Genomic DNA, 22834 nt, shown 5'->3' with positions numbered 1-22834 from the left:
CAGACTTATGCAACGTCGTACCTTTGTTAAAGCTTTCGCGCTGTCCGCCTCGGTTGTCAGCTTTGGGCTGGCCTTTGCGGCTCAGGCCGCCGACACCATCAAGGTCGGGATTATGCACTCGCTGTCGGGCACGATGGCCATCTCCGAAACGCCGCTAAAAGACGTGGCGCTGATGAGCATCGACGATATCAACGCGAAGGGCGGCGTACTGGGGAAAAAGCTTGAGCCGGTAGTGGTTGACCCGGCATCCAACTGGCCGCTGTTTGCCGAGAAGGCTCGCCAGCTGTTGAGCCAGGACAAAGTAGCCGTGGTTTTCGGCTGCTGGACCTCGGTGTCCCGCAAGTCGGTGCTGCCGGTATTTGAGGAACTGAACGGCCTGCTGTTCTACCCGGTGCAGTACGAAGGCGAGGAGATGTCGCCGAACGTGTTTTATACCGGCGCGGCGCCAAACCAGCAGGCCATTCCCGCCGTGGAGTACCTGATGAGTGAAGACGGCGGGGCGGCAAAACGCTTCTTCCTGCTCGGTACCGACTACGTTTATCCGCGCACCACCAATAAGATCCTGCGCGCTTTCCTGCACTCTAAAGGCGTTCAGGATAAAGATATCGAAGAAGTTTATACCCCGTTTGGCCACAGCGATTACCAGACCATTGTTGCCAATATCAAGAAGTTCTCAGCGGGCGGCAAAACGGCGGTTATCTCCACCATCAACGGCGACTCTAACGTGCCTTTCTACAAAGAGCTGGCTAACCAGGGGCTGAAGGCGACCGACGTGCCGGTTGTGGCCTTCTCGGTGGGCGAAGAGGAGTTACGCGGCATCGACACCAAACCACTGGTGGGCAATCTTGCGGCCTGGAACTACTTCGAGTCCGTTGATAACCCAACCAATAAACAGTTTGTCAGCGAGTGGAAGGCCTATGCCAAAGCCCACAATTTGCCGAACGCCGGAACCGTTGTGACCAACGACCCGATGGAAGCGACCTGGGTTGGCATCCATATGTGGGCGCAGGCCGTTGAAAAGGCGGGAACCACCGACGTGGATAAAGTCCGTGCCGCCATGGCCGGACAGACGTTTAAGGCTCCGTCCGGTTTTACTCTGACAATGGACGCTACCAACCACCATCTGCATAAGCCGGTGATGATCGGTGAGATCGAAGGCAACGGCCAGTTCAACGTGGTCTGGCAGACCGACAAGCCGGTTCGCGCCCAGCCGTGGAGTCCTTTTATTCCGGGAAATGATAAGAAATCGGATCTACCGGTGAAGACCGCCAGTAACTGATTTTTACCCTCAGCCCGGCCCTCTCCCTGGGAGGGAGAGGGGGAAATCCTTTATTCCCTCGCCCCTCCGGGGAGAGGGTTAGGGTGAGGGGCAACAGGATGAAATCAAACAGGAGAAAGCCATGACATTAGCAACACTGGCCCGGCTGCTGCTGGTTGTGGCCGCGCTGCTGCCGGGGCTTGTCGCTGCCGGTGATGCAGAGACATTTGCGGCGGCTAACCGCAGCCAGCAGGCCGGGCTGTTGCAGGCCTGGGCGGTTAAGCCCGATCCGGCTCGCCTGCCGCTGCTAAACGCTTTGCAGCAGGAGACATTGGTTACCGACGGGCATAGCGCGTTTAACCAGACCAGCAGCGGATTAGCTCCGCTTGGGCAGGAGGCCGTGCCGCAGGGCGAAACTAAAAAGCTGCGCCTGACCAACAGATTACGCGTTCTGGCGGCGGGGGCGCTTGCCAGCCATCAGCTGCTAAGTGACAACGTCACCATAAGATTGAGCGCTGCCAGAGCGTTGCAGAAAGACGCCGCGCCTGAACTGCTGCCCGTATTGCAGCAAAGGCTGGGCATGGAAAAAGACGATGCCGTTCGCGGAGCGCTGGAGGCCGCCATTGCGAGGCTTGAGCTTGCCAGCCCGCAGGCGTCCGAGCGCCTGGCTGCTGTGACGCTGTTGAGCCACTCGGCTGACCCGGACACCGAGGCAGTACTCAAACCCTTAAGCGATGCCGCAGGCGAGCCGGATGCTGCTGTACGCCAGGCCGCCATCGACGGGCTGCGCAAGATTGAGCACCGGCAGTGGCTGGGCGAGATTCTGGGCCAGGCGTTTATGGGCCTGTCACTTGGCTCGATATTGCTGCTGGCGGCGCTTGGCCTGGCCATCACCTACGGCCTGCTCGGGGTCATCAACATGGCGCACGGCGAGATGCTGATGCTCGGGGCCTACTCGGCCTGGCTGGTGCAGGCTGGCTTCCAGCAGTTCGCCCCTTCATGGCTGGCGATTTACCCCCTGGTCGCGCTGCCGGTTGCTTTTGTCGTGACCGCAGGGATTGGCATGGCGCTTGAGCGCAGCGTTATCCGCCACCTTTATGGCCGCCCGCTTGAGACGCTGTTGGCGACGTGGGGCATAAGCCTGATGCTTATCCAGATTGTGCGTATGGCGTTCGGCGCGCAAAACGTTGAGGTGGCGAACCCCGCGTGGCTCTCCGGTGGGCTACAGGTTCTGCCGAATTTGATTCTGCCGTGGAACCGGTTGGCGGTGCTGGGGTTTGTGCTGCTGGTGCTGCTGTTTACCTGGCTGCTGCTGAATAAAACCCGCCTCGGGATGAACGTGCGTGCGGTCACGCAAAACAGGACGATGGCCGCCTGCTGCGGCGTTTCTACCGGGCGTGTGGATATGCTGGCCTTTGGCCTCGGGTCGGGCATTGCCGGCCTGGGCGGGGTCGCGCTTTCCCAGCTTGGTAACGTCGGGCCGGAGCTTGGCCAGGGCTACATCATCGACTCCTTCCTGGTGGTAGTGCTGGGCGGCGTCGGACAACTGGCGGGCAGCGTGGCTGCGGCTTTCGGCCTCGGTATCTTTAATAAAATCCTCGAGCCGCAGACGGGCGCGGTGCTGGGGAAAATCATTATCCTGGTGCTGATTGTGTTGTTTATTCAGAAACGTCCGCAAGGGCTGTTTGCGCTGAAAGGGAGGGTAATTGACTGATGAGCATGCCGCTGACTTTAACGCTGAGCCGTAAAGCTCCGCGCGCCACTTTGGTTCTGGGGGCGCTGCTGGTTGCTCTGATGCTGACGCTGCCGTTTCTTACCCTGCTGCCTGCGGGGAGCCCTCTGAGCCTGTCAACCTACACTATGACGCTTATCGGCAAGATCCTCTGCTATGCAACCGTTGCCGTGGCGCTGGACCTGGTATGGGGCTATGCCGGGCTGCTGTCGCTCGGTCACGGGCTGTTTTTTGCCCTCGGCGGTTATGCAATGGGCATGTATCTGATGCGCCAGGCCGCGGGCGACGGGCTGCCGGGTTTTATGTCTTTTCTCTCGTGGAGCGAGCTGCCGTGGTACTGGTGGGGCACTCAGCATTTTGCCTGGGCGCTGGTGCTGATAGTGGCGGTGCCGGGGCTGCTGGCGCTGCTGTTTGGCTTCTTCGCTTTCCGCTCAAAAATTAAAGGCGTCTATTTTTCGATAATGACCCAGGCGCTGACCTACGCGGGAATGCTGCTGTTCTTTCGTAACGAAACCGGCTTTGGCGGCAACAACGGTTTTACCGGCTTTACCACGCTGCTCGGTATGTCGGTTACTGCCACCGGCACACGCATCGGGCTGTTTGTCGCTACGGTGCTGCTGCTGGTTGCAAGTCTGGGCATTGGTTTTGCGCTTGCCCGCAGCAAGTTTGGCCGGGTGCTGACCGCGGTGCGCGATGCGGAAAACCGGCTGATTTACTGCGGCTACGATCCGCGCGGATTCAAGCTGCTGGTCTGGACGCTTTCCGCCGTGCTGTGCGGCCTGGCCGGAGCGCTGTACGTGCCGCAGGTCGGCATCATCAACCCCGGCGAAATGTCGCCGACTAACTCTATTGAGGCGGCTATCTGGGTGGCCCTGGGCGGACGCGGCACGCTGATTGGCCCGGTTCTGGGGGCCGGGCTGGTTAACGGGGCGAAAAGCTATTTTACCGTAGCCGTGCCGGAATACTGGCAGCTGTTTCTCGGGCTGATTTTCATTCTGGTGACGCTGTTTTTACCGCGCGGGGTAATTGGCCTGCTGCGCAAAGGAGAGAAGTGATGCAGCCTGCTGAACCGCTATTCACCCGCCAGCACCCAACCGACCGCTTCCGGGAGCAAACCGATCCGGTGCTTGATCTTGAGAATATTAACGTCAATTTTGATGGTTTCCAGGCGCTCACCAATCTGTCTTTAAAGATTGGCGTCGGCGAACTGCGCTGCGTTATTGGCCCCAACGGCGCGGGAAAAACGACCCTGATGGACGTGATTACCGGCAAAACAAAGCCGCAGAGCGGACGCGCATTTTACGACCAGTCAATCGATTTGCTGCGCCTTGAGCCGGGTGAGATTGCAAGGCGCGGAATTGGCCGCAAGTTTCAGAAACCCACGGTGTTTGAGGCGCTGACGGTATTTGAAAATCTGGAGATTGCCCAGAAAGGCAATAAATCCGTGTGGGCCAGCCTTAAGGCAAAGCTGAATAGCGACCAGCGGGATCGCATCGACGAGATGCTCACTACGCTGCGGCTTTCGGGCGAGCGGCAACGCCGGGCCGGGCTGCTGTCGCACGGGCAAAAACAGTTTCTCGAAATCGGCATGCTGCTGGTGCAGGAGCCGCATTTGCTGTTGCTGGACGAACCCGCTGCGGGCATGACCGATGCGGAAACCGAATATACCGCCGAGCTGTTTCGCGCCCTGGCGGGAAAACACTCGTTGATGGTGGTCGAACACGATATGGGCTTTGTGGAAACCATCGCCGACCATGTAACGGTGTTGCATCAGGGGCAGGTGCTGGCGGAAGGATCTCTGCGCGAGGTGCAGGCTAACGAGCAGGTCATCGAAGTTTATCTCGGACGTTAAGGAGCGAGCATGCTGCGGGTGAGCGAATTAAATCAATATTACGGCGGCAGTCATATTCTGCGCGGCGTCAGCTTCGAAGCTAAGATCGGCGAAGTGACCTGCCTGCTGGGGCGCAACGGCGTGGGTAAAACCACGCTGCTGAAGTGCCTGATGGGACTGCTCCCGGTGAAAAGTGGAAACATAAGCTGGCAGGATAGCGTGATAACCCAGCGTAAACCTCACCAAAGGGTGCAGGCCGGAATCGCGTATGTGCCGCAGGGGCGCGATATTTTTCCGCGCCTGACGGTTGAGGAAAATTTGCTGATGGGGCTTTCACGGTATCCCGGTCGCCAGGCCAGAACGGTGCCGGATGAAATCTACCAGCTATTCCCGGTGCTGCATGAGATGAGGCAGCGGCGCGGGGGCGATCTTTCCGGCGGGCAGCAGCAGCAGCTGGCGATTGGCCGGGCGCTGGCGTGCAAACCGCAATTGCTGATCCTCGATGAGCCAACCGAAGGCATCCAGCCTTCAATCATCAAAGAGATTGCTCAGGTTATCCGCCATCTGGCCGGAAAGGGCGATATGGCTATCCTGCTGGTTGAGCAGTTTTACGACTTTGCCGCCGAACTGGCGGATAATTATCTGGTGATGTCGCGAGGAGAAATCGTCCAGAGCGGGCGCGGAAGCGAGATGGAGCAGGAGGGCGTGCGCGGGCTGGTCGCTATTTAAGTGGTCTGCCAAAAATTAATGATTGTGGTACTTCTGGCTGAACCTCTGCGCGCCTATAGTTTTCGGTATTCCCTATCGAATTCCTGAGGTTATCATGTCTTTTACCGTTAACAGTTTTCAGCAGCCGATTGGTTTCTCTCTTCCCGACTGGCAGCGTCGCCCGCTGCCTGAGCGGGTCACTCTCAACGGGCAATATTGTCGCCTTGAACCCCTGAGTGCCGATAAGCATGGCGCTCAGCTCTGGCAGGCGTGGAGCCAGGCCGAAGACCAGCGCGGCTGGACCTACCTCAGCGTGGGGCCTTTTGAAACCGAAGCCGATTTTATGGGTTATATTGCCGGGGCTGAGAAAAGCGCCGATCCGTTCCATTTTTCGGTGGTGGATAACGCAAGCGGCCAGGCCATGGGCACGCTTTCACTGATGCGAATCGACCCGGCAAACGGCTCTATCGAAGTCGGTTTCGTGGTGTTCTCCCCGCTGTTGCAGCGTACCGTTCAGGCAACCGAAGCGCACTACCTGCTGATGAAGTACGCATTTGAAACCCTCGGCTACCGCCGCTACGAGTGGAAGTGCGATAGCCTTAACGGGCCATCTCGCCGCGCGGCATTGCGTTTAGGTTTTCGTTTTGAAGGCGTTTTCCGCCAGATGAGCATTTATAAAGGCAGAACCCGCGATACGGCCTGGTTCTCAATTACAGACGGTGAATGGCCGCTGGTGAAAAGCGCTTTTGAGCGCTGGCTTTCGGCGTCGAATATCGTTGGTGGCGTCCAGCAGCAGGGGCTGGCCGCTATTCGCACGGAGCTTAGCGGCGGCAATACTGAACTCAATCCTTCGCTGAACGTGCGCTTGCTCAATCACGGCGATCGCGAGCAGTGGCTGGCGCTCTGGCAGGATTACCTGACGTTTTATGATGCGCAAATAAGCGACGAGGTCACGGCGCTCACCTGGCGGCGCATGCTTGATGACAAAGAACCGATGTGGGCGCTGGGCGCGTTTGACGGCCAGGGCAGGCTGCTCGGCTTCACCCACTTCCTCTATCATCGCAGCACCTGGTCTGAGACTCACTACTGCTACCTTGAAGATTTGTTCTCGGCTCCACAGGCGAGAGGCAAGGGCGTAGGGCGTGCGTTAATCGAGGCCGTACGCCAGCACGCGGAGGCGAATAACAGCGGCCGCCTCTACTGGCACACCCACGAGACTAACGCCACCGCTCAAACCCTGTATGACAAAGTAGCGGCGAAGTCCGGTTTTATTCAATACCAGAAAGAAGTCTAACCTGGGCGCCCCGTCAGGCCGCCATCGGCTGGCGGGGCGGCGCTTTCATCCCGACCACTACGGCGTAGTAAGCCAGCAGGATGGTGGCCATCAGCACCACAAACAGCATATACGGCGGCAGCCAGCTTAACAGCAGCCCGGTGACCAGCGGGTTACAGGCTCCGCCGAGCCAGCCAAGCTGCTGGGCGGCAAAGTAGCTCGACTTCAGCCCCGGCGGCGCAATGTTGTCGATCAGCATATATTCGCCCGGAGCATAGATAAGCTCTCCGATGGTAAACACCAGTGAAGATAGCCCCCACAGCCAGAGATTAGTGCCGGAGAGCATAAAACCGCCCAGCCCGCAGACGAAAAAGAGCGTGCCGTAGAACATCATTTTTTTGATGTTATCGGGGCGGATGTTTTTGCCGAGGAAATATTGAAACGCCACCACCACGATAGCGTTAACCGAAAGCACCACGCTGACCACTTTTTCCGCCAATCCTGCGTCACCGATGACGATGGCATATTGAGACAGGCAGCCCGCGAACGCGCCGTAGACCATCGAGCCGAGGAACGCCGAACTGGTGAACCACATCAGCTGTTTGTCGCGCAGCATGATGCGCGGTGAGGGCAGGACTTTGTCCGAGGCATCAGCGGTAGAGGCGCTCATCGGCAGGGGTTTAACCCAGCGGCCAATCATCAGCAGCGGCAGGACGGCGGTAAGGCCGGAGAGCAAAAACGGCAGGTTGGTGCTGTACATCACCACGAAGGTGCCAAGCGGCGGGCCAACCGTCCAGCCAACGTTCACGAAGGTGTAGTTGAGCGAGAAAATTTTGGGCTTCAGGCTGATATCGAGCGTGTCCGAGAACCAGGCTTTTACCACCACGGAAAACACCGTGTAAGAGCAGTTGATGATGGAGTAAAACAGCACAACCAGCCCGGCGTGATGCACCATCGGAATAGCAAGAAAGCCGCCGAAGAAGATAATGACCGCCAGCAGCATGGTTTTTTTCTTGTCGAACTTATCCGCCAGAATACCGAACCACAGGCTGAACAACACGCCAGCAACCAGCGCGGCGGTGATGGCCATGCCGATGTCCTTCAGCGGCATATGGTATTCGCGCGAAAGGTAAATGGTCATAAATGGCAGGGTCAGGCCGCGCCCTATTGTGAGTAACAGGGAGGAAAGAAGTAACACAGTTGTTGCTAATTGCTTGCCGGAAAACAGTTTGCTCAGGGTGGTCATGGTTGTGTGCATTATTATAGGTTTATGTGCGTGGGGAACAGATTTATCATGAAGAATCAGCCGAGTACATACAATAAACGGCGGCAAAGCACGTTACAACACATCTGTATCCCAACAAAAAAGTGCGATCTGTATCTGTTTGATTTCGCGCATCGGGATTATTTTTTTACATACTGATAATAAATACAGGGCAGGGTTATGACGCGTAAAGATGGGCTACTGGCATTGCTGGTGGTGGTGATTTGGGGCGTGAATTTTGTGATTATCAAGCTGGGGCTGCACAATATGCCGCCGCTGATGCTAGCGGGTCTGCGTTTTCTGCTGGTGGCGTTTCCCGCGCTGCTGTTTGTCGCCCGGCCAAAACTTCCTTTTCGCCTGCTGGCTGGGTATGCGCTGACCATCAGCTTCGGGCAGTTTGCCTTCTTATTTTCCGCTATTAAGTTCGGCATGCCCGCCGGTATTGCCTCGCTGGTCCTGCAATCACAGGCCTTTTTTACCATTATTCTCGGCACTTTTTTCTTTGGCGAACGGCTACAGGGCAAGCAGCTGGCGGGGATAACTCTGGCGGTGTTTGGCGTGCTGGTGCTGATTGAAGGCAGTCTCGACGGGCAGCATGTTGCGCTGCTTGGCTTTATGTTGACGCTGGCGGCGGCGCTATGCTGGGCGTTCGGCAATATCTTTAACAAGATAATTATGCAGCATCAGCCGCGTCCGCAGATTATGTCGCTGATTGTCTGGAGCGCGCTTATTCCCGTGCTGCCGTTTTTTGCCGCAAGCTGGCTGCTGGATGGCCCGGCCGTGATGCTGACTAGCCTGGTAAATATCGACATCACGACCGTTTTGTCGCTTGTTTACCTGGCGTTTGTCTCGACCATTATCGGCTACGGGATCTGGGGGACGCTTCTGGGGCGCTACGAAACATGGCGCGTGGCGCCGCTGTCGCTGCTGGTGCCGGTTGTCGGCATGGCGAGCGCTGCGCTGCTGCTGGATGAGAAGCTCTCGGTAATGCAGTTACTGGGGGCGGTACTGATTATGGCGGGGCTGTATATCAACGTTTTTGGCCTGCGTCTTCGTCGTTCGGTGAAGGGCCTATCTTCATAGCTCTTGCGGCACCCGCCCTGAGTCTTGCGGCACCCGCCCTGAGTCGGGCGGGTTAGCCTCAATCCTGGAAACCGGCGTTACCGTGGTAATAAGGTGAGCCAAGTTGTTCAGATTTTTCGGCAGCGGTGTGCTGTGGGCCTTTAGATAATTGACCGCCCGAGCAGGAGATCATGTTGCCGTAATTGGCCTGAGACGCGGTGAAGCTGCCGGATTGCTCCGCAAGAGCGTTTGCCGATGCCAGAGCCAGAATAAGGGTGGCTGCGGAGATGAATTTCATATTCCCTCGTTTACGCCTGCAAAAACAGGCGGCGATACTATTAATTACACAAACTACAATACTGGTTGTACGGATGCAGATACTTGCCTTCTCCGGCAAGCCGCGTCACCCGGTACTTATGCGGTGGCACCGAAAAGTAGTTCTTAAAGGTGCGGGTCAACGTCTGTTGCGACTCAAAACCATAGCGTTCTGCCAGGTAGAGAATCGGTTCGTTGCTCTCTTTGAGCTTCAGCGCGATTTCCGTCAGTTTGCGATTGCGGATGTACTGGCCCAGTGAATGACCGGTCTCTTTTTTAAACATCCGCTGCAGATGCCATTTAGAGTAGCCAGAACGCTCAGAAACCTTCTCAAGCGAGAGGGGGGTTTCCAGATTCTGTTCTATCCATCCCAAAATGCTATGAATCGTAATCGCATCATTGTTGCGTCTGGACATCGTTTCACCTCTTTTGCAGGTTTACGGCAATACCTTTGTTAACAGTCGATAAAGCGTATCCACTTCGTCTTCCGTCAGGTTTTTTGTGAGTTCTTTATGGAGGCTTAGCCCCACAAGGTTGCGGCACTCTTCGCAAAGCGCAACGCCTTCCGGCGTCAGCTTGATAAGCACGCCGCGCTTATCGTTGGGATTCGGTAAACGCTCAATCCAGCCTTTGCACAGCAGGCGGTCGAGCATGCGGGTTAGCGCACCGAGATCGACGGAAAGCACTTTTTTCAGCTCGACAGGGGTGATACACACTTCAAAGTGAATGGAGCACAGCACCTTAAATTGGGTAGCGGTGATATCCAGCGGCGACAGTGAATCGTTTAACAGGCGATCTTTATGTTGATTCACCATATGGATCAGCCGCCCGAGGGGGATGATTTCGTTAAACAGATCACAGGTGCTTTTCACTATGTTTGCCCAGGCAAGTAGATTAGTCACGGCAGATATTATTGCCGGGGCAAGTATAAGTCAACTTGATGATTTACCCGATGCCACGAAAAGCTAAAACGCTTCACCTGCCGTCGGTAAACTGCTTGCTGCTATACTCAGACCCGCTAACAGCCCGCTATTAAAAGGACAGAAATATGATGGATTTACTCAGGGCCATTGGCCTGGGTCTGGTGGTTTTGCTGCCGCTTGCCAACCCGCTAACGACCGTGGCGCTTTTCCTCGGGCTTTCGGGAGACATGAACACCCGCCAGCGTAACCGCACGTCGCTGATGGCATCGGTGAATGTGTTTGCCATTATGATGGTGGCGTATTACGCCGGGCAGGTGGTGATGAACACCTTCGGCATTTCGATTCCCGGGCTGCGTATTGCCGGGGGGCTGATAGTCGCCTTTATCGGCTTCCGCATGCTGTTTCCGCAGCAAAAGGCGCACGAATCGCCGGAGTCAAAAAGCAAATCAGAAGAGCTGAGCGAAGAGCCTGAAGCCAATATCGCGTTTGTTCCTCTGGCGATGCCGAGCACCGCCGGGCCGGGGACAATTGCGATGATAATCAGCTCGGCCTCTACCGTCCGCGCCGGGTCAGATTTCCCGGCATGGGTGATTACCGTTGCGCCGCCGCTTATCTTCCTCGCTGTCGGCCTGATTCTATGGGTAAGCCTGCGCAGCTCCGGGGCAATTATGCGCATGGTCGGCAAAAGCGGCATCGAGGCTATTTCCCGCCTGATGGGCTTCCTGCTGGTGTGTATGGGCGTTCAGTTTATTATTAACGGCGTGCTTGAAATCGTTAAGACTTACCACGCCTGATAGCAAAAACGCCCCTCGGGGCGTTTTTTTTAGTGCGTCGTCCGGGCCTGTTCTTCAAGTTTCACCGGCCAGCGGCGGAACACCAGCACCGACCAGATTAACGCCGCCAGCGCCGGAACCGCCCCGGCAAAGCCAATGTTCGACATAGAAAGATGCAGGCTGACCTGGTTACCCAGCAGCGCGCCTGCCCCAATCCCGATATTGAAAATCCCCGAAAACAACGACATCGCCACGTCGGTGGCATCCGGCGCCAGGGCCAGCACTTTAACCTGCATGCCGAGGGTGATAATCATAATCGCCACGCCCCAGACCAGGCTCAGCATCCCAAGATTTAGCTCACTGCCTGCGGCGGGCAGCAACAGCGCCAGGCAAAGGGTCAGCAGAGCGATAGCCGAGCTGACTAATAGCGACGCGTATTTATTGCCCAGTTTGCCGAACAGCACGCTGCCGACTATCCCCGCGCCACCGAGCAGCAGAAGCAGAAGGGTGGCAAAGTTGGCGCTTAGCCCGGCAACCTGCTGAACAAACGGCTCAATGTAGCTGTAGGCGGTATAGTTTGCCGTTACCACGACTGCGGTCAGAACATAGATGCTGACCAGCGCCGGGCGGCTGAATAATTTTGGCACGCTGGAGAGCGATCCCGAATGCTCGCTGGGCAGCTTCGGCAGTAGTTTTATCAGGCAGAACAGGGTAATGGCGGCGACTACGCCGATGGCGAAGAAGGTGGTGCGCCAGCCGAAATATTGCCCAACGATGCGGCCAAGCGGCAGGCCGAGCACCATCGCCAGCGCGGTGCCGGTGGCAATCAGACTCAGAGCCTGGGCTTTTTTACCGGCCGGAGCCATACGAATAGCCAGTGAGGCGGTAATCGACCAGAAGATAGCGTGGGCGAAAGCAATCCCAATGCGGCTTATCACCAGCACGGTAAAGTTCCAGGCAAGGAACGACAGCACGTGGCTTGCGATAAACAGCGAAAAGATGGCAATAAGCAGGCGGCGGCGCTCTACCTGGCTCGTCATCAGCATAAACGGCAGGGACATCAGCGCCACAACCCATGCATAAATGGTCAGCATGATGCCAACTTGCGGCGTTTCCATGCCAAAACTTTGGGCGATATCCGACAGCAGGCCAACCGGCACAAACTCGGTGGTATTAAAAATAAAGGCCGCAACGGCAAGCGTCACTACCCGCAGCCACGCCGTTTTGCGTGAAACTGTATTGATAGTCATATTTTATCGCGCAGGTGAACAAAGGAAGGAATGGGCGGATGATAAAACCATCAAAACACACAGACAACCCATTTTGTGATTTAAGTCTCATTTGATGGCGCAGAGAAAAAATGGGTGAGAAAAAACAGGCATGCCGGAAATGAGTATGTCATGGTAGACAGGACGAAAATAATAACGACAAACAGAGGAATGACTTATGCAGGCAATTGACTTTTATATGGTAGATGCTTTTGCCGACACCACGTTTGGCGGCAATGCGGCGGCGGTTTGCCCGCTCATCGAATGGCTCCCGGACGAAACGCTGCTGAAGATGGCGCAGCAGCATAACCAGTCGGAAACCGCCTTCTTTGTGAATACCGATGAAGGCTTCGAGCTGCGCTGGTTTACCACTCAGAGCGAGATCAACCTTTGCGGGCACGCCACGCTCGCGGCCTCGCACGTTATTTTTGAACATCTTGATTATCCGGAATCGGTGATCCACTTCAGCACCCGTTTTGTTGGCCCGCTGACGGTGACCCGCAACGGCGAGTGGCTAACGCTGGACTTCCCCGCATGGGAAACCGAACAGATAGCGCCGCTGCCGCAACTGCTGGAAACGCTGGGTATTAGCGAGTGCAAAGAGCTGCGTGTGGGCAGGGATTATATGGTCGTGCTGGCGAGCCAGGCGGAAGTAGAGGCTATCAAGCCGGATATCAACGCGATGATCCCGCTGGATAAAATGGTCTGCGTGACCGCGCCGGGCGAGGGGGAATACGATTTTGTTAGCCGTTTCTTCTGCCCCGGTGAGTCGGTGCCGGAAGATCCCGTGACCGGTTCTACCCACAGCATGCTTATCCCGTACTGGGCGGATAAATTAAATAAAACCCATCTGCTGGCGCGCCAGGTTTCTTACCGCGGTGGAGATTTACGCTGCCAGTATAAAGGTGAGCGAGTGCTGATTGGCGGCAAAGCGGTGACTTATTTGATTGGGAAAGTGTTATTGCGATAGTGCAATAAAGAATAAATAACGGGTGGAAATGGTTTTAATTTGATTATTAAGCCATAGATATCAAACGAGCCTTTTTGAAAGCAAGTTACCGTTCGGAAGGCTCGAGTATGGCTAAATGATGGTTGGAAGTTCTTTCATCAGTTTATGCCAATTTTCATTTTGTTTCTGACCTTCTTTTCTGACCCCGTAAAACTGTGCGATGTGATTTTCTTGATGATCGAAAATCTCCAGGCTAGTAATGTAACCGTCATTTGATCTCTTATTTACCACCCATGCCTGAGCAATATCTTTTTTTGATAAATTAATGACTGCTGGTTCTCCTTCTTTTGTTACTCCATGAATAAATATTTTATCACTGCCTTTCACTTCGGCGATCTTTAATACCGGGCCGGTATAAATCTGTACAACGGCATTGTTGCCAACGAAGGCCATGATGTTATCTTTTCTCTTATGTATATTCTGTAGAGTTAGCCCTAAACTATCGGTGTCAACCCGGGAGGCCAGATCGGGCGGCACACGCCGAAAAGCGTCCAGCTTGCTTATCCCAAGCTGCTGTAACATAGGATAAAAATGATGAGGGTCCGTCATGCCTCTCCAGAGTTCCTCAATGCTTTTTTGACTGTCGATATTCTTCATTTGGATTTGTCTGGAGTAGACAGGCCTGACGCCGCGATCAATTTTTTCATTCGAGGTAAAGCTCATGCTCATCACATCATTGCTATCACAATCTTTAAACCGGGCCTTGTATCTATCACCTGAAACGTTCTCGTATTCAACGTTATTTATTTTTCCTGGTATTATTCTGACGTCAACACCCTCCGGATTGAGGATTAGATGACCATTGGCGGAGGGTTGTTTTACCCGCCCACACACGCGTATGTTCGAACGATTAAGTGGCCCTGGGGTAGCGACCTCAACATTTGAGTTAGCGACATTTTTTATACTTTCTATTATTTTTTTCAATGATGAGGGAGTTGGTGTTTTGTTTAAATCAACGCCCCAGGCATTACTTGTTTCCTTTATTGAATAGTTTACATTGTTAATCATAATGAACTCCTGTTTTAAAAAATATTAAAAATCATTTTACTTTTAGTTTACCCCCATAAAATAATCTATCAAAAAAGAGCTATATTATATAAAGTGACGACCGGTTAGTTATTGTCGTAATAATTAGTGGCAATGCTCAATAAATAACCCGATCGCCATGTTTCCTATGCAATATTTAATCAATTTGAGCCCGATCGATAAGGGAAATAAAAGCCTCAAGCTGCCGCGTTTTAGCATCCCGTCGCCACAGCAGCCAGGTGTCCAGATAGCGCTTCTCCTCCGGCAGCGGCCAGGTGCTCACCTGATGACTGCCAGGCATACTCTCCAGCATGCTTTTGGGCATTAACGCCAGCCCGGCTCCGGCAATAACGCAGGCCAGCATGCCGTGATACGACTCCATTTCGTGGATTTTCCCCGGTATGGCTTTGTCATCGTGAAACCAGCCCTCGAAGTGGCGGCGATAGGAGCAATTGGCCCGGAAGGCGTAGATATTAGCGCCGTTCACCTGGCTTCCCCGCACAATTGGCGGATGGTCGGCGGGCGCGACGATAACCATCTCCTCCCGGTAAACCGCAATGCCTTCAAGCGACGGATGTAGCACCGGCCCGTCAACAAAAGCGGCAGAAAGCCTGCCCTCAAGCACGCCGTCAATCTGGTCCCCGGAAGGCCCGGTAGCCAGTGAAAGATGGATTTTGGGGTAGCGCTGGTTAAAGTTCGCCAGCAGCCCGGGAATGCGTACAGCCGCTGTGCTTTCCAGCGAGCCTAAGGCCAGCGGCCCCTGAGGCTCATCGCCGGAAACGACCGTTCGGGCCTCATCCACCAGCGCCAGAATGCGTTTGCTGTAGTCGAGGAAGCTGTGGCCGGAAGGCGAAAGCCTCAGCCGCTGGTTTTCGCGGATAAATAGCGCAACCCCGAGGTCAGCCTCCAGTTGTTTGATGCGGGTAGTGAGGTTGGACGGTACGCGGTGTACCTGCTGCGCGGCGGCGCTGATACTGCCCGTTTCGGCAACGGCGTTAAACATTTCCAGCTGGTTCAGGTCCATAAGCTTTCTCAAATCGTGAATGGTTTGCTCAGTATTATTCATTTTTAAACTTCGTGCCTCAAGGCTACTGTTAACATCTCATTCACCTGTCGAGGCACCACCATGCAATCAGTAACCGGGCAAACCCACGCCATTTCACGCAATCCCGCTACCGGTGAGCGCATTGCGGTTTATCCTTTCGAGAACGCAGAGCAGATTAATGCCGCGCTTGCCCGCAACCACCAGGCTTTTAAACAGTGGCGGGCTACGCCGCTGGAAGCCCGCGCGCAAAAGCTGCGTGATTTAGGTGAAGCGGTGCGCCAGCACGGTGAGGCGATGGCGCAGATGATAAGCGCCGAGATGGGTAAGCCTATCCTTCAGGCTCGTGCCGAAGTCGCTAAGTCGGCCAACCTCTGCGACTGGTATGCGGAACACGGCCCGGCGATGCTCGGCGCAGAGTCCACGCTGGTTGAAAATAATAAAGCGGTTATTGAGTACCGTCCTTTGGGGCCGATCCTTGCCGTGATGCCGTGGAACTTCCCTTTGTGGCAGGTTCTGCGAGGTGCGGTGCCGATTTTACTGGCCGGTAACAGCTATGTGTTGAAACACGCTCCAAATGTGATGGGCTGCGCCGAGATTATTCGCCAGATGTTTATCGCTGCGGGTTTCCCTGCCTCGCTGTTCGAATTGCTTAACGTCACGCCGGAAGGCGTTAGCCAGGCGATTAACGACCCACGAATTGCCGCCGTCACGGTGACCGGCAGCGGCAGAGCGGGGGCGGCAATTGGCGCTCAGGCAAGCGCGGCGCTGAAAAAATGTGTGCTGGAGCTTGGCGGTTCCGATCCGTTTATCGTCCTGAACGATGCCGACCTTGACGAGGCGGTAAAAGCCGCGGTGGCGGGCCGTTTCCAGAATACCGGGCAGGTCTGCGCCGCGGCGAAAAGATTTATCGTTGAAGCGGGTATCGCCGATGCCTTTACCGACAAATTCATTGCCGAGCTTAAACACTACCAGCTGGGTGCGCCGCAGGAAGAGTCAACCCGTATCGGGCCTATGGCTCGCTACGATCTACGAGATGAGCTGCATGAGCAAGTGACAACGTCACTTAGTCAGGGTGCAAAATTGTTGATTGGCGGAGAAAAACTGGCCGGAGAAGGCAACTACTATGCGCCAACAGTGCTGGCTGGTATTACGCCAGATATGACCGCCTTCCGCCAGGAACTGTTTGGCCCGGTGGCCGCTATTACCGTTGCCCGCGATAGCCAACATGCCCTGGAATTGGCTAACGACAGCGATTTCGGCCTGTCGGCAACGGTCTATACCGCTAACGAGAACCTGGCGCTGGAAATGGCGGCTGGCCTTGAGTGCGGCGGCGTATTTATCAACGGCTACAGCGCCAGTGACCCACGAGTAGCGTTTGGCGGGGTGAAAAAGAGCGGTTTTGGCCGCGAACTTTCCCACTTTGGCCTGCATGAGTTCTGTAACATTCAGACCGTATGGAAGGATCGTCGCTAGTTTAAACGACACCAGACTGCCGGCGGATAATGCTCTATTGTCGCCTCAAATTAAGAGATAGAGCTGGATTTTGGCGATTTAGCCAGCACTAAACAAGGTCACTCTTCGGGTGGCCTTGTTTGTCATGGGAGTGAAATATTTCTGTCATTTTCGCTCAGTACACTCGCGGCATCGTTGTGTTACTGAAGAAAATCATGAACATAAGTCAAATTTTTCGCCGTTTAAATCCCCTTAACCTGTTCACCGGGCGGCCGCGCGAGTTTGGGTTGTTGAGCGGGGTTGTTGGCGTGATTGCGCTTTTTTCGGTGCTGCAAATTCTCTCGACCGTTTCGCTTTCCAACATCCTCCGTGATACCCGCCAAAGCGTGCTTGAAAGCGGCCAGCTTCACCAGCAGCAGGTGGTAATGGAAAAGGCGAGAACTTCATTGTTAATGACCAGCGACCTCTTAAACCGCGCGGGTGTCTACTTTATGCAGGATAAAGAAACCGGCTCGGTCGGCAGCTGGAACAGCCTGGTAGATGAAGCCGATAAGTCGTTAAAAGAGTCGCAGCAAAACTTCTCCGCCTGGCAAAAACTGCACCCGGCAAGCAGCGACGCGCTGGCCAGCAGCTATCAGCTATTTTTCAGCGGCCTGAAAGAGCAACTAGAAGGGATGCAGAAACACGCCTCGATAGACGCATTCTTTGAAGTGCCGATTCAGGCGTTTCAGTCCGATTTCAACGAGCAGTACGCGCGCTACCAGAGCGAGGGTGAAAAGCAAACCGTGCAGGCCAGCGGCTCGCTTCTGAGCAGCCTGAGCCAGGCGCAGACTTTGTTTATTATCGCGTTGGGTATTCTGTTGGTTGTAGCAATCGCGGTATGGCTCGGCGTCGCACGCTGGGTTATCCGCCCGCTTAGAGGGTTGATTGAGCATCTGCATGTGCTGGCAGCCGGAGATTTATCGCGCCTGCCAGCCGAACGCAGGCTGGTAAACCGCGAAGTGAAGCAGCTCCACGGCAGCGTGCTGGAAATGCAGCAGGGAATACAGCAGCTGGTGCTGGAGGTGCGAGAATCTTCCGCTACGCTGCTGAGTAATATCGGCCAGCTCGCCGAGAGTAATAATGAGCTGTTTAACCAATCCTCTCAACAAGAGCAGGAGCTGGAAAGGGTGACGCAGCACATTACCGAGCTGGAATCTCGCGTTCAGGAAAACAGTCAGTATGCTATTCAGGCCAACCAGCGCGCCGATGAAGCGCGGGAGATGGTAGCCGGAGGTGACCAGATGATGCATACGGTTAACGCCTCGATGCAGGATATTGTCACCCGTTCTGCGGAAATGCGCGGCATTGTGGCGATGATCGATAATGTCGCCTTCCAGACTAATATCCTGGCGCTTAATGCCGCAATTGAGGCTGCTCATGCCGGTAATCAGGGGCGTGGCTTCGCCGTTGTGGCGCGTGAAGTTGGCCTGCTGGCGAAGCAGAGCAGCCAGTCAACGAGAAATATTCAGGCGCTTATCAACAACTCGTTGCAGGGCATTGAACAGGGCAGCGAGGCGGTGTCGGAACTGGAGAATCAACTCAAGAGCGTTATTGCTCAGGTCACCCGTCTGAGCGGGTTGTTAAACGAAATTTCCAGCGCTTCGGTAGACCAGGGGACCAGCGTCCATCATGTGACAAGTCGTATTACCACGCTCAACCATGCGGTGAATCAAACAGGACGGCTGATTAAGGCTTCGACGCATACCTCCCAGCGGCTGCTCAGCGAGTCGCAGCGACTGGAAAAAGCCGTTGCTCGCTTCCAGATGACGGCCTGAGTTCGTTTTATTATCGGCCCGTCGCTCTGATATACTTGCGCCGCTTAACACATCGCTCAGGAGAGCACGGTGCCGGTCCAATTAAATAATCAGTTACTGGAAGAGATCCTCGAACAAGTCCGTCCTTTGCTCGGTAAAGGGAAGGTTGCCGACTATATTCCCGCGCTGGCAGAAGTGTCCGGCAGTAAGCTTGGCATCGCGGTGTGTACCGTTGACGGGGAATTCTTTAGCGCCGGGGACGCCGCTGAACGCTTTTCTATTCAGTCGATTTCAAAAGTTCTGAGCCTGACGCTGGCGCTGGGCCGCTACGAAGAAGATGAAATTTGGCAGCGCGTGGGCAAAGAGCCTTCCGGCCAGCCGTTTAACTCGCTTGTGCAGCTGGAGCTGGAGCAGGGCAAGCCGCGAAATCCGTTTATTAATGCCGGGGCGCTGGTCGTGTGCGATATGCTGCAAACGCGGCTCAGTGCGCCAAAACAACGCATGCTGGAAGTGGTACGCCAGCTTTCAGGCGCAGACGATTTGGTTTACGACACCCGCGTGGCGCGTTCCGAATTTGAACATTCTGCCCGCAACGCCGCCATTGCCTGGCTGATGAAGTCCTTCGGCAACTTTGAAAATGACGTAATAACGGTGCTGCAAACTTATTTCCATTATTGTGCGCTGGAAATGAGCTGCCTTGAACTGGCGAAAACTTTCCTGTTCCTGGCAAACCAGGGGCAGGCATTGCATCTCGAGGAGCCGGTGGTTTCGGCCCAGCACGCAAGGCAGATTAACGCCCTGATGATAACCAGCGGGATGTATGACGGAGCGGGCGAATTCGCTTATCGTGTTGGCCTGCCGGGTAAGTCCGGCGTCGGCGGCGGGATTATCGCAGTGGTGCCGAACGAGATGTCTATCGCGGTGTGGTGCCCTGAACTGGATGCGTCAGGTAACTCTCTGGCGGGCACGGCAGCGCTGGAAATACTTTCTCAGCGCATTGGGCGTTCAATTTTCTAAACTTGCCGGGGCTTACAGCAGCAACAATCCCGGCACACGCAACCACAGGACGCCAACCAGGCTAACGGTTGCCAGAACGGTTAGCATAATGGCGGTGATGATTAATCGTTCCGCCCAAGGTGTTTTGCGCATTTCATCTCCGGGAAAACCTGTATGCTGTGACTATAAGGCAGTCACTTTAAACATCGGTTAAACCTGAGGCTGCTAATTATTAATTGGCAATAAGTCTGAATTTTTAGTCAGAAATCCCGAAGCTTTCCATCACCAGGTTATCAAGTGGCGAGAATTTAGCTTATGAGTAATAGTTGATGCGGTGAGCCGGGCCAGGGCGGTGATTTTCCCTTTTTCTCTCAACAACCGGGCTCCTGGCCGCAGCAAACATGCTAAGCTATTGCTTATTTCCGCAATCACCTGATGGCGCTATTCTTTTCAGCGGTGAATGAATAAACATGAATCATGATGGCATGATTAATCGACCTAAGTTTTTATTCTTTTCCCCGGAAAAGATGCTGTTAAATGCTGTCAGTATCTTCGTTTTTACCACGCTGTTTTACTTCTTCGGCGCCTCATTGCGGCTGGTTAACGATCTGTCGCTATTTTGGCCGCTGAACGCGGTGCTGGCCGCCATTTTTGTGCGTAATCCGTGGCTCAATAAAGCCGTATATTACTTTATTAGCTATGCGGCAATGCTGGTTTATGACGCGTTCACTACGCAGTGGGGCTGGCAGTCAACCATCATTAACTTTTCCAACATGGTGTTTATCGTTACCGCGGCGCGGCTATTATTGCGCTATTCGCGGAATATGGACGAGAGCAACTGGGCGCTAAACGCCTTTAATATTTTCAACTTTTCGCTCATTGCGGCGATATTAAGCTCGTTGTTCGGTGCAATAGGTTCACTTGGCATAAGCGGCGACTACCATGAAAAATTTATGCCGCTGTACGCCGACTGGGTGAGCGAACAGTTCTCAACCGGCGTGCTTATGCTGCCTTGTTTGCTCAGCGCGAGTTGGCCGAAATGGCGCAAACGGCCCTCATTGGTGCCTTCCGATCTTTATCCGCTGTTTGCTGTGGTTATCGCAGTCGGCACCGCTATTGCTATCGGTGGGGCGGGTAGCCTCGCTTTCCCGCTTCCGGCGTTAATCTGGTGCGCCATTCGTTATCCGCTGCCGGTCACTGCGCTGCTGACGCTTATCACGGGTGCGACGGAGATAGTGCTGGTTTCCCACGCCGCGATTAACCTGCATTCCGAGCAGCCTTTACTGCTGGTCGATCAGATGTTTTCCGCCCGCCTGGGGATTGCAACAATTGCCATCTGCCCGCTGATTGTGTCTATCAGCGTGGATGCGATCAATCAGCTAATAAAGCAGACCTCACTGCGCGCCGACTTCGACTATCTTACCGGCGTTTATTCTCGCTCCGGCCTGTTTGAAGCATTAAAACGCACCGGGCATCTGCCGCTGAACAAGCAGCCGCTGCTGTGTGTAATGCTGCTTGATATCGATTTCTTCAAGCGCATAAATGACAGTTGGGGCCACGAATGCGGAGACGCGGTGCTGGCATCTTTTGCCGCCAGGGTACTGGACACCGTAGGCGATCGGGGGATGGTGGCTCGTATCGGCGGCGAGGAGTTCGTGGTGGTTTGCCGAACCCATGATCTGCAGGAAGGCTACGAAATTGCAGAGCAGATCCGTAAAACCATCGAGCAGGGCAGTTTCTTGTACCAGCAGCAGCCGTTATTTATTACCGTGAGCATCGGACTTGCAGCCGGAGAAGTGGCAGAAAAAACGCTGGAAGATACCTTTAATATGCTTATCCCGGAAGCGGACAAGAATCTTTATTTGTCGAAGCGACAGGGGAGAAACAAGACGAGCATCACGGATAGCGGAGGCGAAGAGATGCCCGCGACGCCTCGGTAATCTTATGGCATAGCTTTGTCCATATGAGATCTCTTACACTCTATTGTTAGTGTTGCTGCCGGTCTGTTTGCCTGAGAAATTTATGATAGCCCCCGATCCTGCACCAAAAGCCAGAAAAAAAGGCTCACGATTCGTCAACCGCATGTATCTGATGCGGATGTTGGGCACGCTGCTGTGTTTTTTTCCTATCTTGTCGGTGCTGAACCAACACGGCGCGTCGTTACCGGTTATCTGCCTGCTGGTGGCTAACGCCTTTGTGTGGCCGCACGTTGCACTGCTGAAGGCTCGTTTCTCACGCTCCCCGGTAAACAGTGAAAAGCAAAACCTGGTGATAGATGCTGCCGCCGGCGGTTTCTGGATTGCCATGATGGCGCTAAGCCCGCTGCCGTCGGTTGCCATCGTCACGATACTCATCTCCGACCGCCTGGCCGCCGGGGGAAAACCGCTGATGATCAAAGCCATGTTGGCGATGGTCGTGACGTTCCTGCTAACCTGGCTGAGCCACGGCATGCCGTTTGAGTCTGCCGTTTCGACGCGAACGATGTACGCCACGCTTCCGCTTATTTCCGTTTACACCATCGCGCTTAGCATGCTTACCGCCTCGATTGCGGTAAAGCTGCGTGAGAAAAGCCGCGAGCTGGAAAGCATTGCGATGATGGATCCGCTGCTGGGTATAGCCAACCGTCGCCTGCTTGAGAAAAAGATTGATAATGAACTCGCCAAGCTGCGCAGCGCCTGCGGCAGCTCGGCGTTAATGTTTATCGATATCGATAATTTCAAAGAAGTTAACGATCGCTTCGGGCACAAAGTCGGGGATTCAATTCTGATGGCGGTTTCTGACGTACTGCGGGTCGTAACACGCTCGACCGACACTCCGGCCCGGCTGGGTGGCGACGAGTTTGTCGTGTTGATGCCGATAACCACGATGGAAGAAGCAGAGGGTATTGCCAGGAGGATATTACTGGAGTCTATTAACGTACGTGTATTGCCGGAAAAGAACGCTTACTGCACGCTGAGTATCGGCATTGCCTGCGCGACGAAGGAGATGCCGGATGCCGTTGAATGGCTAAAGGCCGCCGACGATGCGCTTTACAACGCGAAGCGGGCAGGCAAGAACCGTATCTTTGCTTCCTGAAAATGGCTTCGTAATGAAAGCACGCCTG

21 protein-coding genes are annotated in these 22834 nt (G+C 54.8%); 14 read left to right on the top strand and 7 right to left on the bottom strand.

Annotation, left to right across the window (positions count from 1 at the left end; genetic code table 11):
* Window positions 1–7: 7 nt before the first annotated feature.
* The 6 genes from urtA to HMPREF0201_RS23480 all read left to right on the top strand — a co-directional run bounded on the left by urtA (window position 8) and on the right by HMPREF0201_RS23480 (window position 6823).
* Window positions 8–1279: an urea ABC transporter substrate-binding protein gene (gene urtA / locus HMPREF0201_RS10195; protein WP_016536537.1), complete on the top strand. Its 1272-nt coding sequence runs from the start codon at window positions 8–10 to the stop codon at window positions 1277–1279.
* 121 nt (window positions 1280–1400) lie between these two features.
* A complete protein-coding gene (urtB, locus tag HMPREF0201_RS10190; RefSeq protein ID WP_016536536.1) occupies window positions 1401–2972 on the top strand; it encodes an urea ABC transporter permease subunit UrtB in 1572 nt (523 codons plus the stop codon).
* A complete protein-coding gene (urtC, locus tag HMPREF0201_RS10185) occupies window positions 2972–4045 on the top strand; it encodes an urea ABC transporter permease subunit UrtC (RefSeq protein WP_016536535.1) in 1074 nt (357 codons plus the stop codon). Before urtB ends, urtC begins: the two co-directional genes overlap by 1 nt.
* Entirely contained in the window at window positions 4045–4842 is a 798-nt protein-coding gene (urtD, locus tag HMPREF0201_RS10180) for an urea ABC transporter ATP-binding protein UrtD (protein ID WP_016536534.1), read from the top strand. The genes urtC and urtD overlap by 1 nt, the downstream gene beginning before the upstream one ends.
* Window positions 4843–4851: 9 nt before the next feature.
* On the top strand, window positions 4852–5550 hold the full coding sequence (urtE, locus tag HMPREF0201_RS10175; protein ID WP_016536533.1) for an urea ABC transporter ATP-binding subunit UrtE: 699 nt from the start codon (window positions 4852–4854) through the stop codon (window positions 5548–5550).
* 94 nt (window positions 5551–5644) lie between these two features.
* Complete coding sequence (locus tag HMPREF0201_RS23480) at window positions 5645–6823, top strand: GNAT family N-acetyltransferase (RefSeq protein ID WP_016536532.1); 1179 nt, start codon at window positions 5645–5647, stop codon at window positions 6821–6823.
* Window positions 6824–6836: 13 nt separating this feature from the next.
* On the opposite strand, the gene HMPREF0201_RS10165 is transcribed toward HMPREF0201_RS23480, so the two are convergent.
* Window positions 6837–8048, bottom strand: a complete 1212-nt coding sequence (locus tag HMPREF0201_RS10165; RefSeq protein WP_055696362.1) for an MFS transporter — start codon at window positions 8046–8048, stop codon at window positions 6837–6839.
* A gap of 198 nt (window positions 8049–8246) precedes the next feature.
* On the opposite strand from HMPREF0201_RS10165, the gene eamA reads away from it, so the two are divergent.
* Complete coding sequence (gene eamA / locus HMPREF0201_RS10160; RefSeq protein WP_016536530.1) at window positions 8247–9149, top strand: O-acetylserine/cysteine exporter; 903 nt, start codon at window positions 8247–8249, stop codon at window positions 9147–9149.
* 58 nt (window positions 9150–9207) lie between these two features.
* Here the strand turns inward: eamA and marB are convergent, their stop codons facing one another.
* Genes marB through marR form a run of 3 tightly spaced genes read right to left on the bottom strand, consistent with a single transcriptional unit; the run spans window position 9208 to window position 10315 of the window.
* Window positions 9208–9426 carry a multiple antibiotic resistance regulatory protein MarB gene (marB, locus tag HMPREF0201_RS10155; protein ID WP_016536529.1) on the bottom strand — a complete coding sequence of 73 codons (219 nt, stop codon included), beginning with the start codon at window positions 9424–9426 and terminating at the stop codon, window positions 9208–9210.
* Window positions 9427–9466: 40 nt separating this feature from the next.
* Complete coding sequence (marA, locus tag HMPREF0201_RS10150; RefSeq protein WP_016536528.1) at window positions 9467–9859, bottom strand: MDR efflux pump AcrAB transcriptional activator MarA; 393 nt, start codon at window positions 9857–9859, stop codon at window positions 9467–9469.
* 21 nt (window positions 9860–9880) lie between these two features.
* Window positions 9881–10315: a multiple antibiotic resistance transcriptional regulator MarR gene (gene marR, locus HMPREF0201_RS10145; RefSeq protein WP_039898250.1), complete on the bottom strand. Its 435-nt coding sequence runs from the start codon at window positions 10313–10315 to the stop codon at window positions 9881–9883.
* Window positions 10316–10491: 176 nt separating this feature from the next.
* Between marR and HMPREF0201_RS10140 the strand changes: the two genes are divergently transcribed.
* Window positions 10492–11160, top strand: a complete 669-nt coding sequence (locus HMPREF0201_RS10140; protein WP_016536526.1) for a MarC family NAAT transporter — start codon at window positions 10492–10494, stop codon at window positions 11158–11160.
* 29 nt (window positions 11161–11189) lie between these two features.
* On the opposite strand, the gene HMPREF0201_RS10135 is transcribed toward HMPREF0201_RS10140, so the two are convergent.
* Window positions 11190–12389 carry a sugar transporter gene (locus HMPREF0201_RS10135; RefSeq protein ID WP_016536525.1) on the bottom strand — a complete coding sequence of 400 codons (1200 nt, stop codon included), beginning with the start codon at window positions 12387–12389 and terminating at the stop codon, window positions 11190–11192.
* 196 nt (window positions 12390–12585) lie between these two features.
* Between HMPREF0201_RS10135 and HMPREF0201_RS10130 the strand changes: the two genes are divergently transcribed.
* Window positions 12586–13377: a PhzF family phenazine biosynthesis protein gene (locus tag HMPREF0201_RS10130; protein ID WP_016536524.1), complete on the top strand. Its 792-nt coding sequence runs from the start codon at window positions 12586–12588 to the stop codon at window positions 13375–13377.
* Between the two features lie 111 nt (window positions 13378–13488).
* On the opposite strand, the gene HMPREF0201_RS10125 is transcribed toward HMPREF0201_RS10130, so the two are convergent.
* On the bottom strand, window positions 13489–14424 hold the full coding sequence (locus HMPREF0201_RS10125; RefSeq protein WP_016536523.1) for a ChuX/HutX family heme-like substrate-binding protein: 936 nt from the start codon (window positions 14422–14424) through the stop codon (window positions 13489–13491).
* A 175-nt stretch (window positions 14425–14599) separates the two neighbouring features.
* Window positions 14600–15466: a putrescine utilization regulator PtrR gene (ptrR, locus tag HMPREF0201_RS10120; protein WP_039898249.1), complete on the bottom strand. Its 867-nt coding sequence runs from the start codon at window positions 15464–15466 to the stop codon at window positions 14600–14602.
* Window positions 15467–15568: 102 nt separating this feature from the next.
* On the opposite strand from ptrR, the gene sad reads away from it, so the two are divergent.
* The 5 genes from sad (at window position 15569) to HMPREF0201_RS10095 (ending at window position 22806) form a co-directional block, all read left to right on the top strand.
* The gene (gene sad / locus HMPREF0201_RS10115) at window positions 15569–16960 is read left to right on the top strand and encodes a succinate-semialdehyde dehydrogenase (protein ID WP_016536521.1); all 1392 of its coding nucleotides are present in this window, start codon (window positions 15569–15571) and stop codon (window positions 16958–16960) included.
* A gap of 194 nt (window positions 16961–17154) precedes the next feature.
* Window positions 17155–18756: a methyl-accepting chemotaxis protein gene (locus HMPREF0201_RS10110; protein WP_039898248.1), complete on the top strand. Its 1602-nt coding sequence runs from the start codon at window positions 17155–17157 to the stop codon at window positions 18754–18756.
* 69 nt (window positions 18757–18825) lie between these two features.
* Window positions 18826–19752, top strand: coding sequence for a glutaminase B (glsB, locus tag HMPREF0201_RS10105; RefSeq protein WP_016536519.1), 927 nt, complete (start codon window positions 18826–18828; stop codon window positions 19750–19752).
* A gap of 449 nt (window positions 19753–20201) precedes the next feature.
* Complete coding sequence (locus tag HMPREF0201_RS10100) at window positions 20202–21671, top strand: GGDEF domain-containing protein (protein ID WP_016536516.1); 1470 nt, start codon at window positions 20202–20204, stop codon at window positions 21669–21671.
* An 82-nt stretch (window positions 21672–21753) separates the two neighbouring features.
* Entirely contained in the window at window positions 21754–22806 is a 1053-nt protein-coding gene (locus HMPREF0201_RS10095; protein WP_016536515.1) for a diguanylate cyclase, read from the top strand.
* Window positions 22807–22834: the final 28 nt, after the last annotated feature.

Origin of the sequence: Cedecea davisae DSM 4568 (assembly GCF_000412335.2) — a bacterium.
GTDB lineage: Bacteria > Pseudomonadota > Gammaproteobacteria > Enterobacterales > Enterobacteriaceae > Cedecea > Cedecea davisae.
The sequence above is the reverse complement of the archived record's forward strand: the minus strand, read 5'-3'. Positions and strand labels throughout refer to the sequence as shown.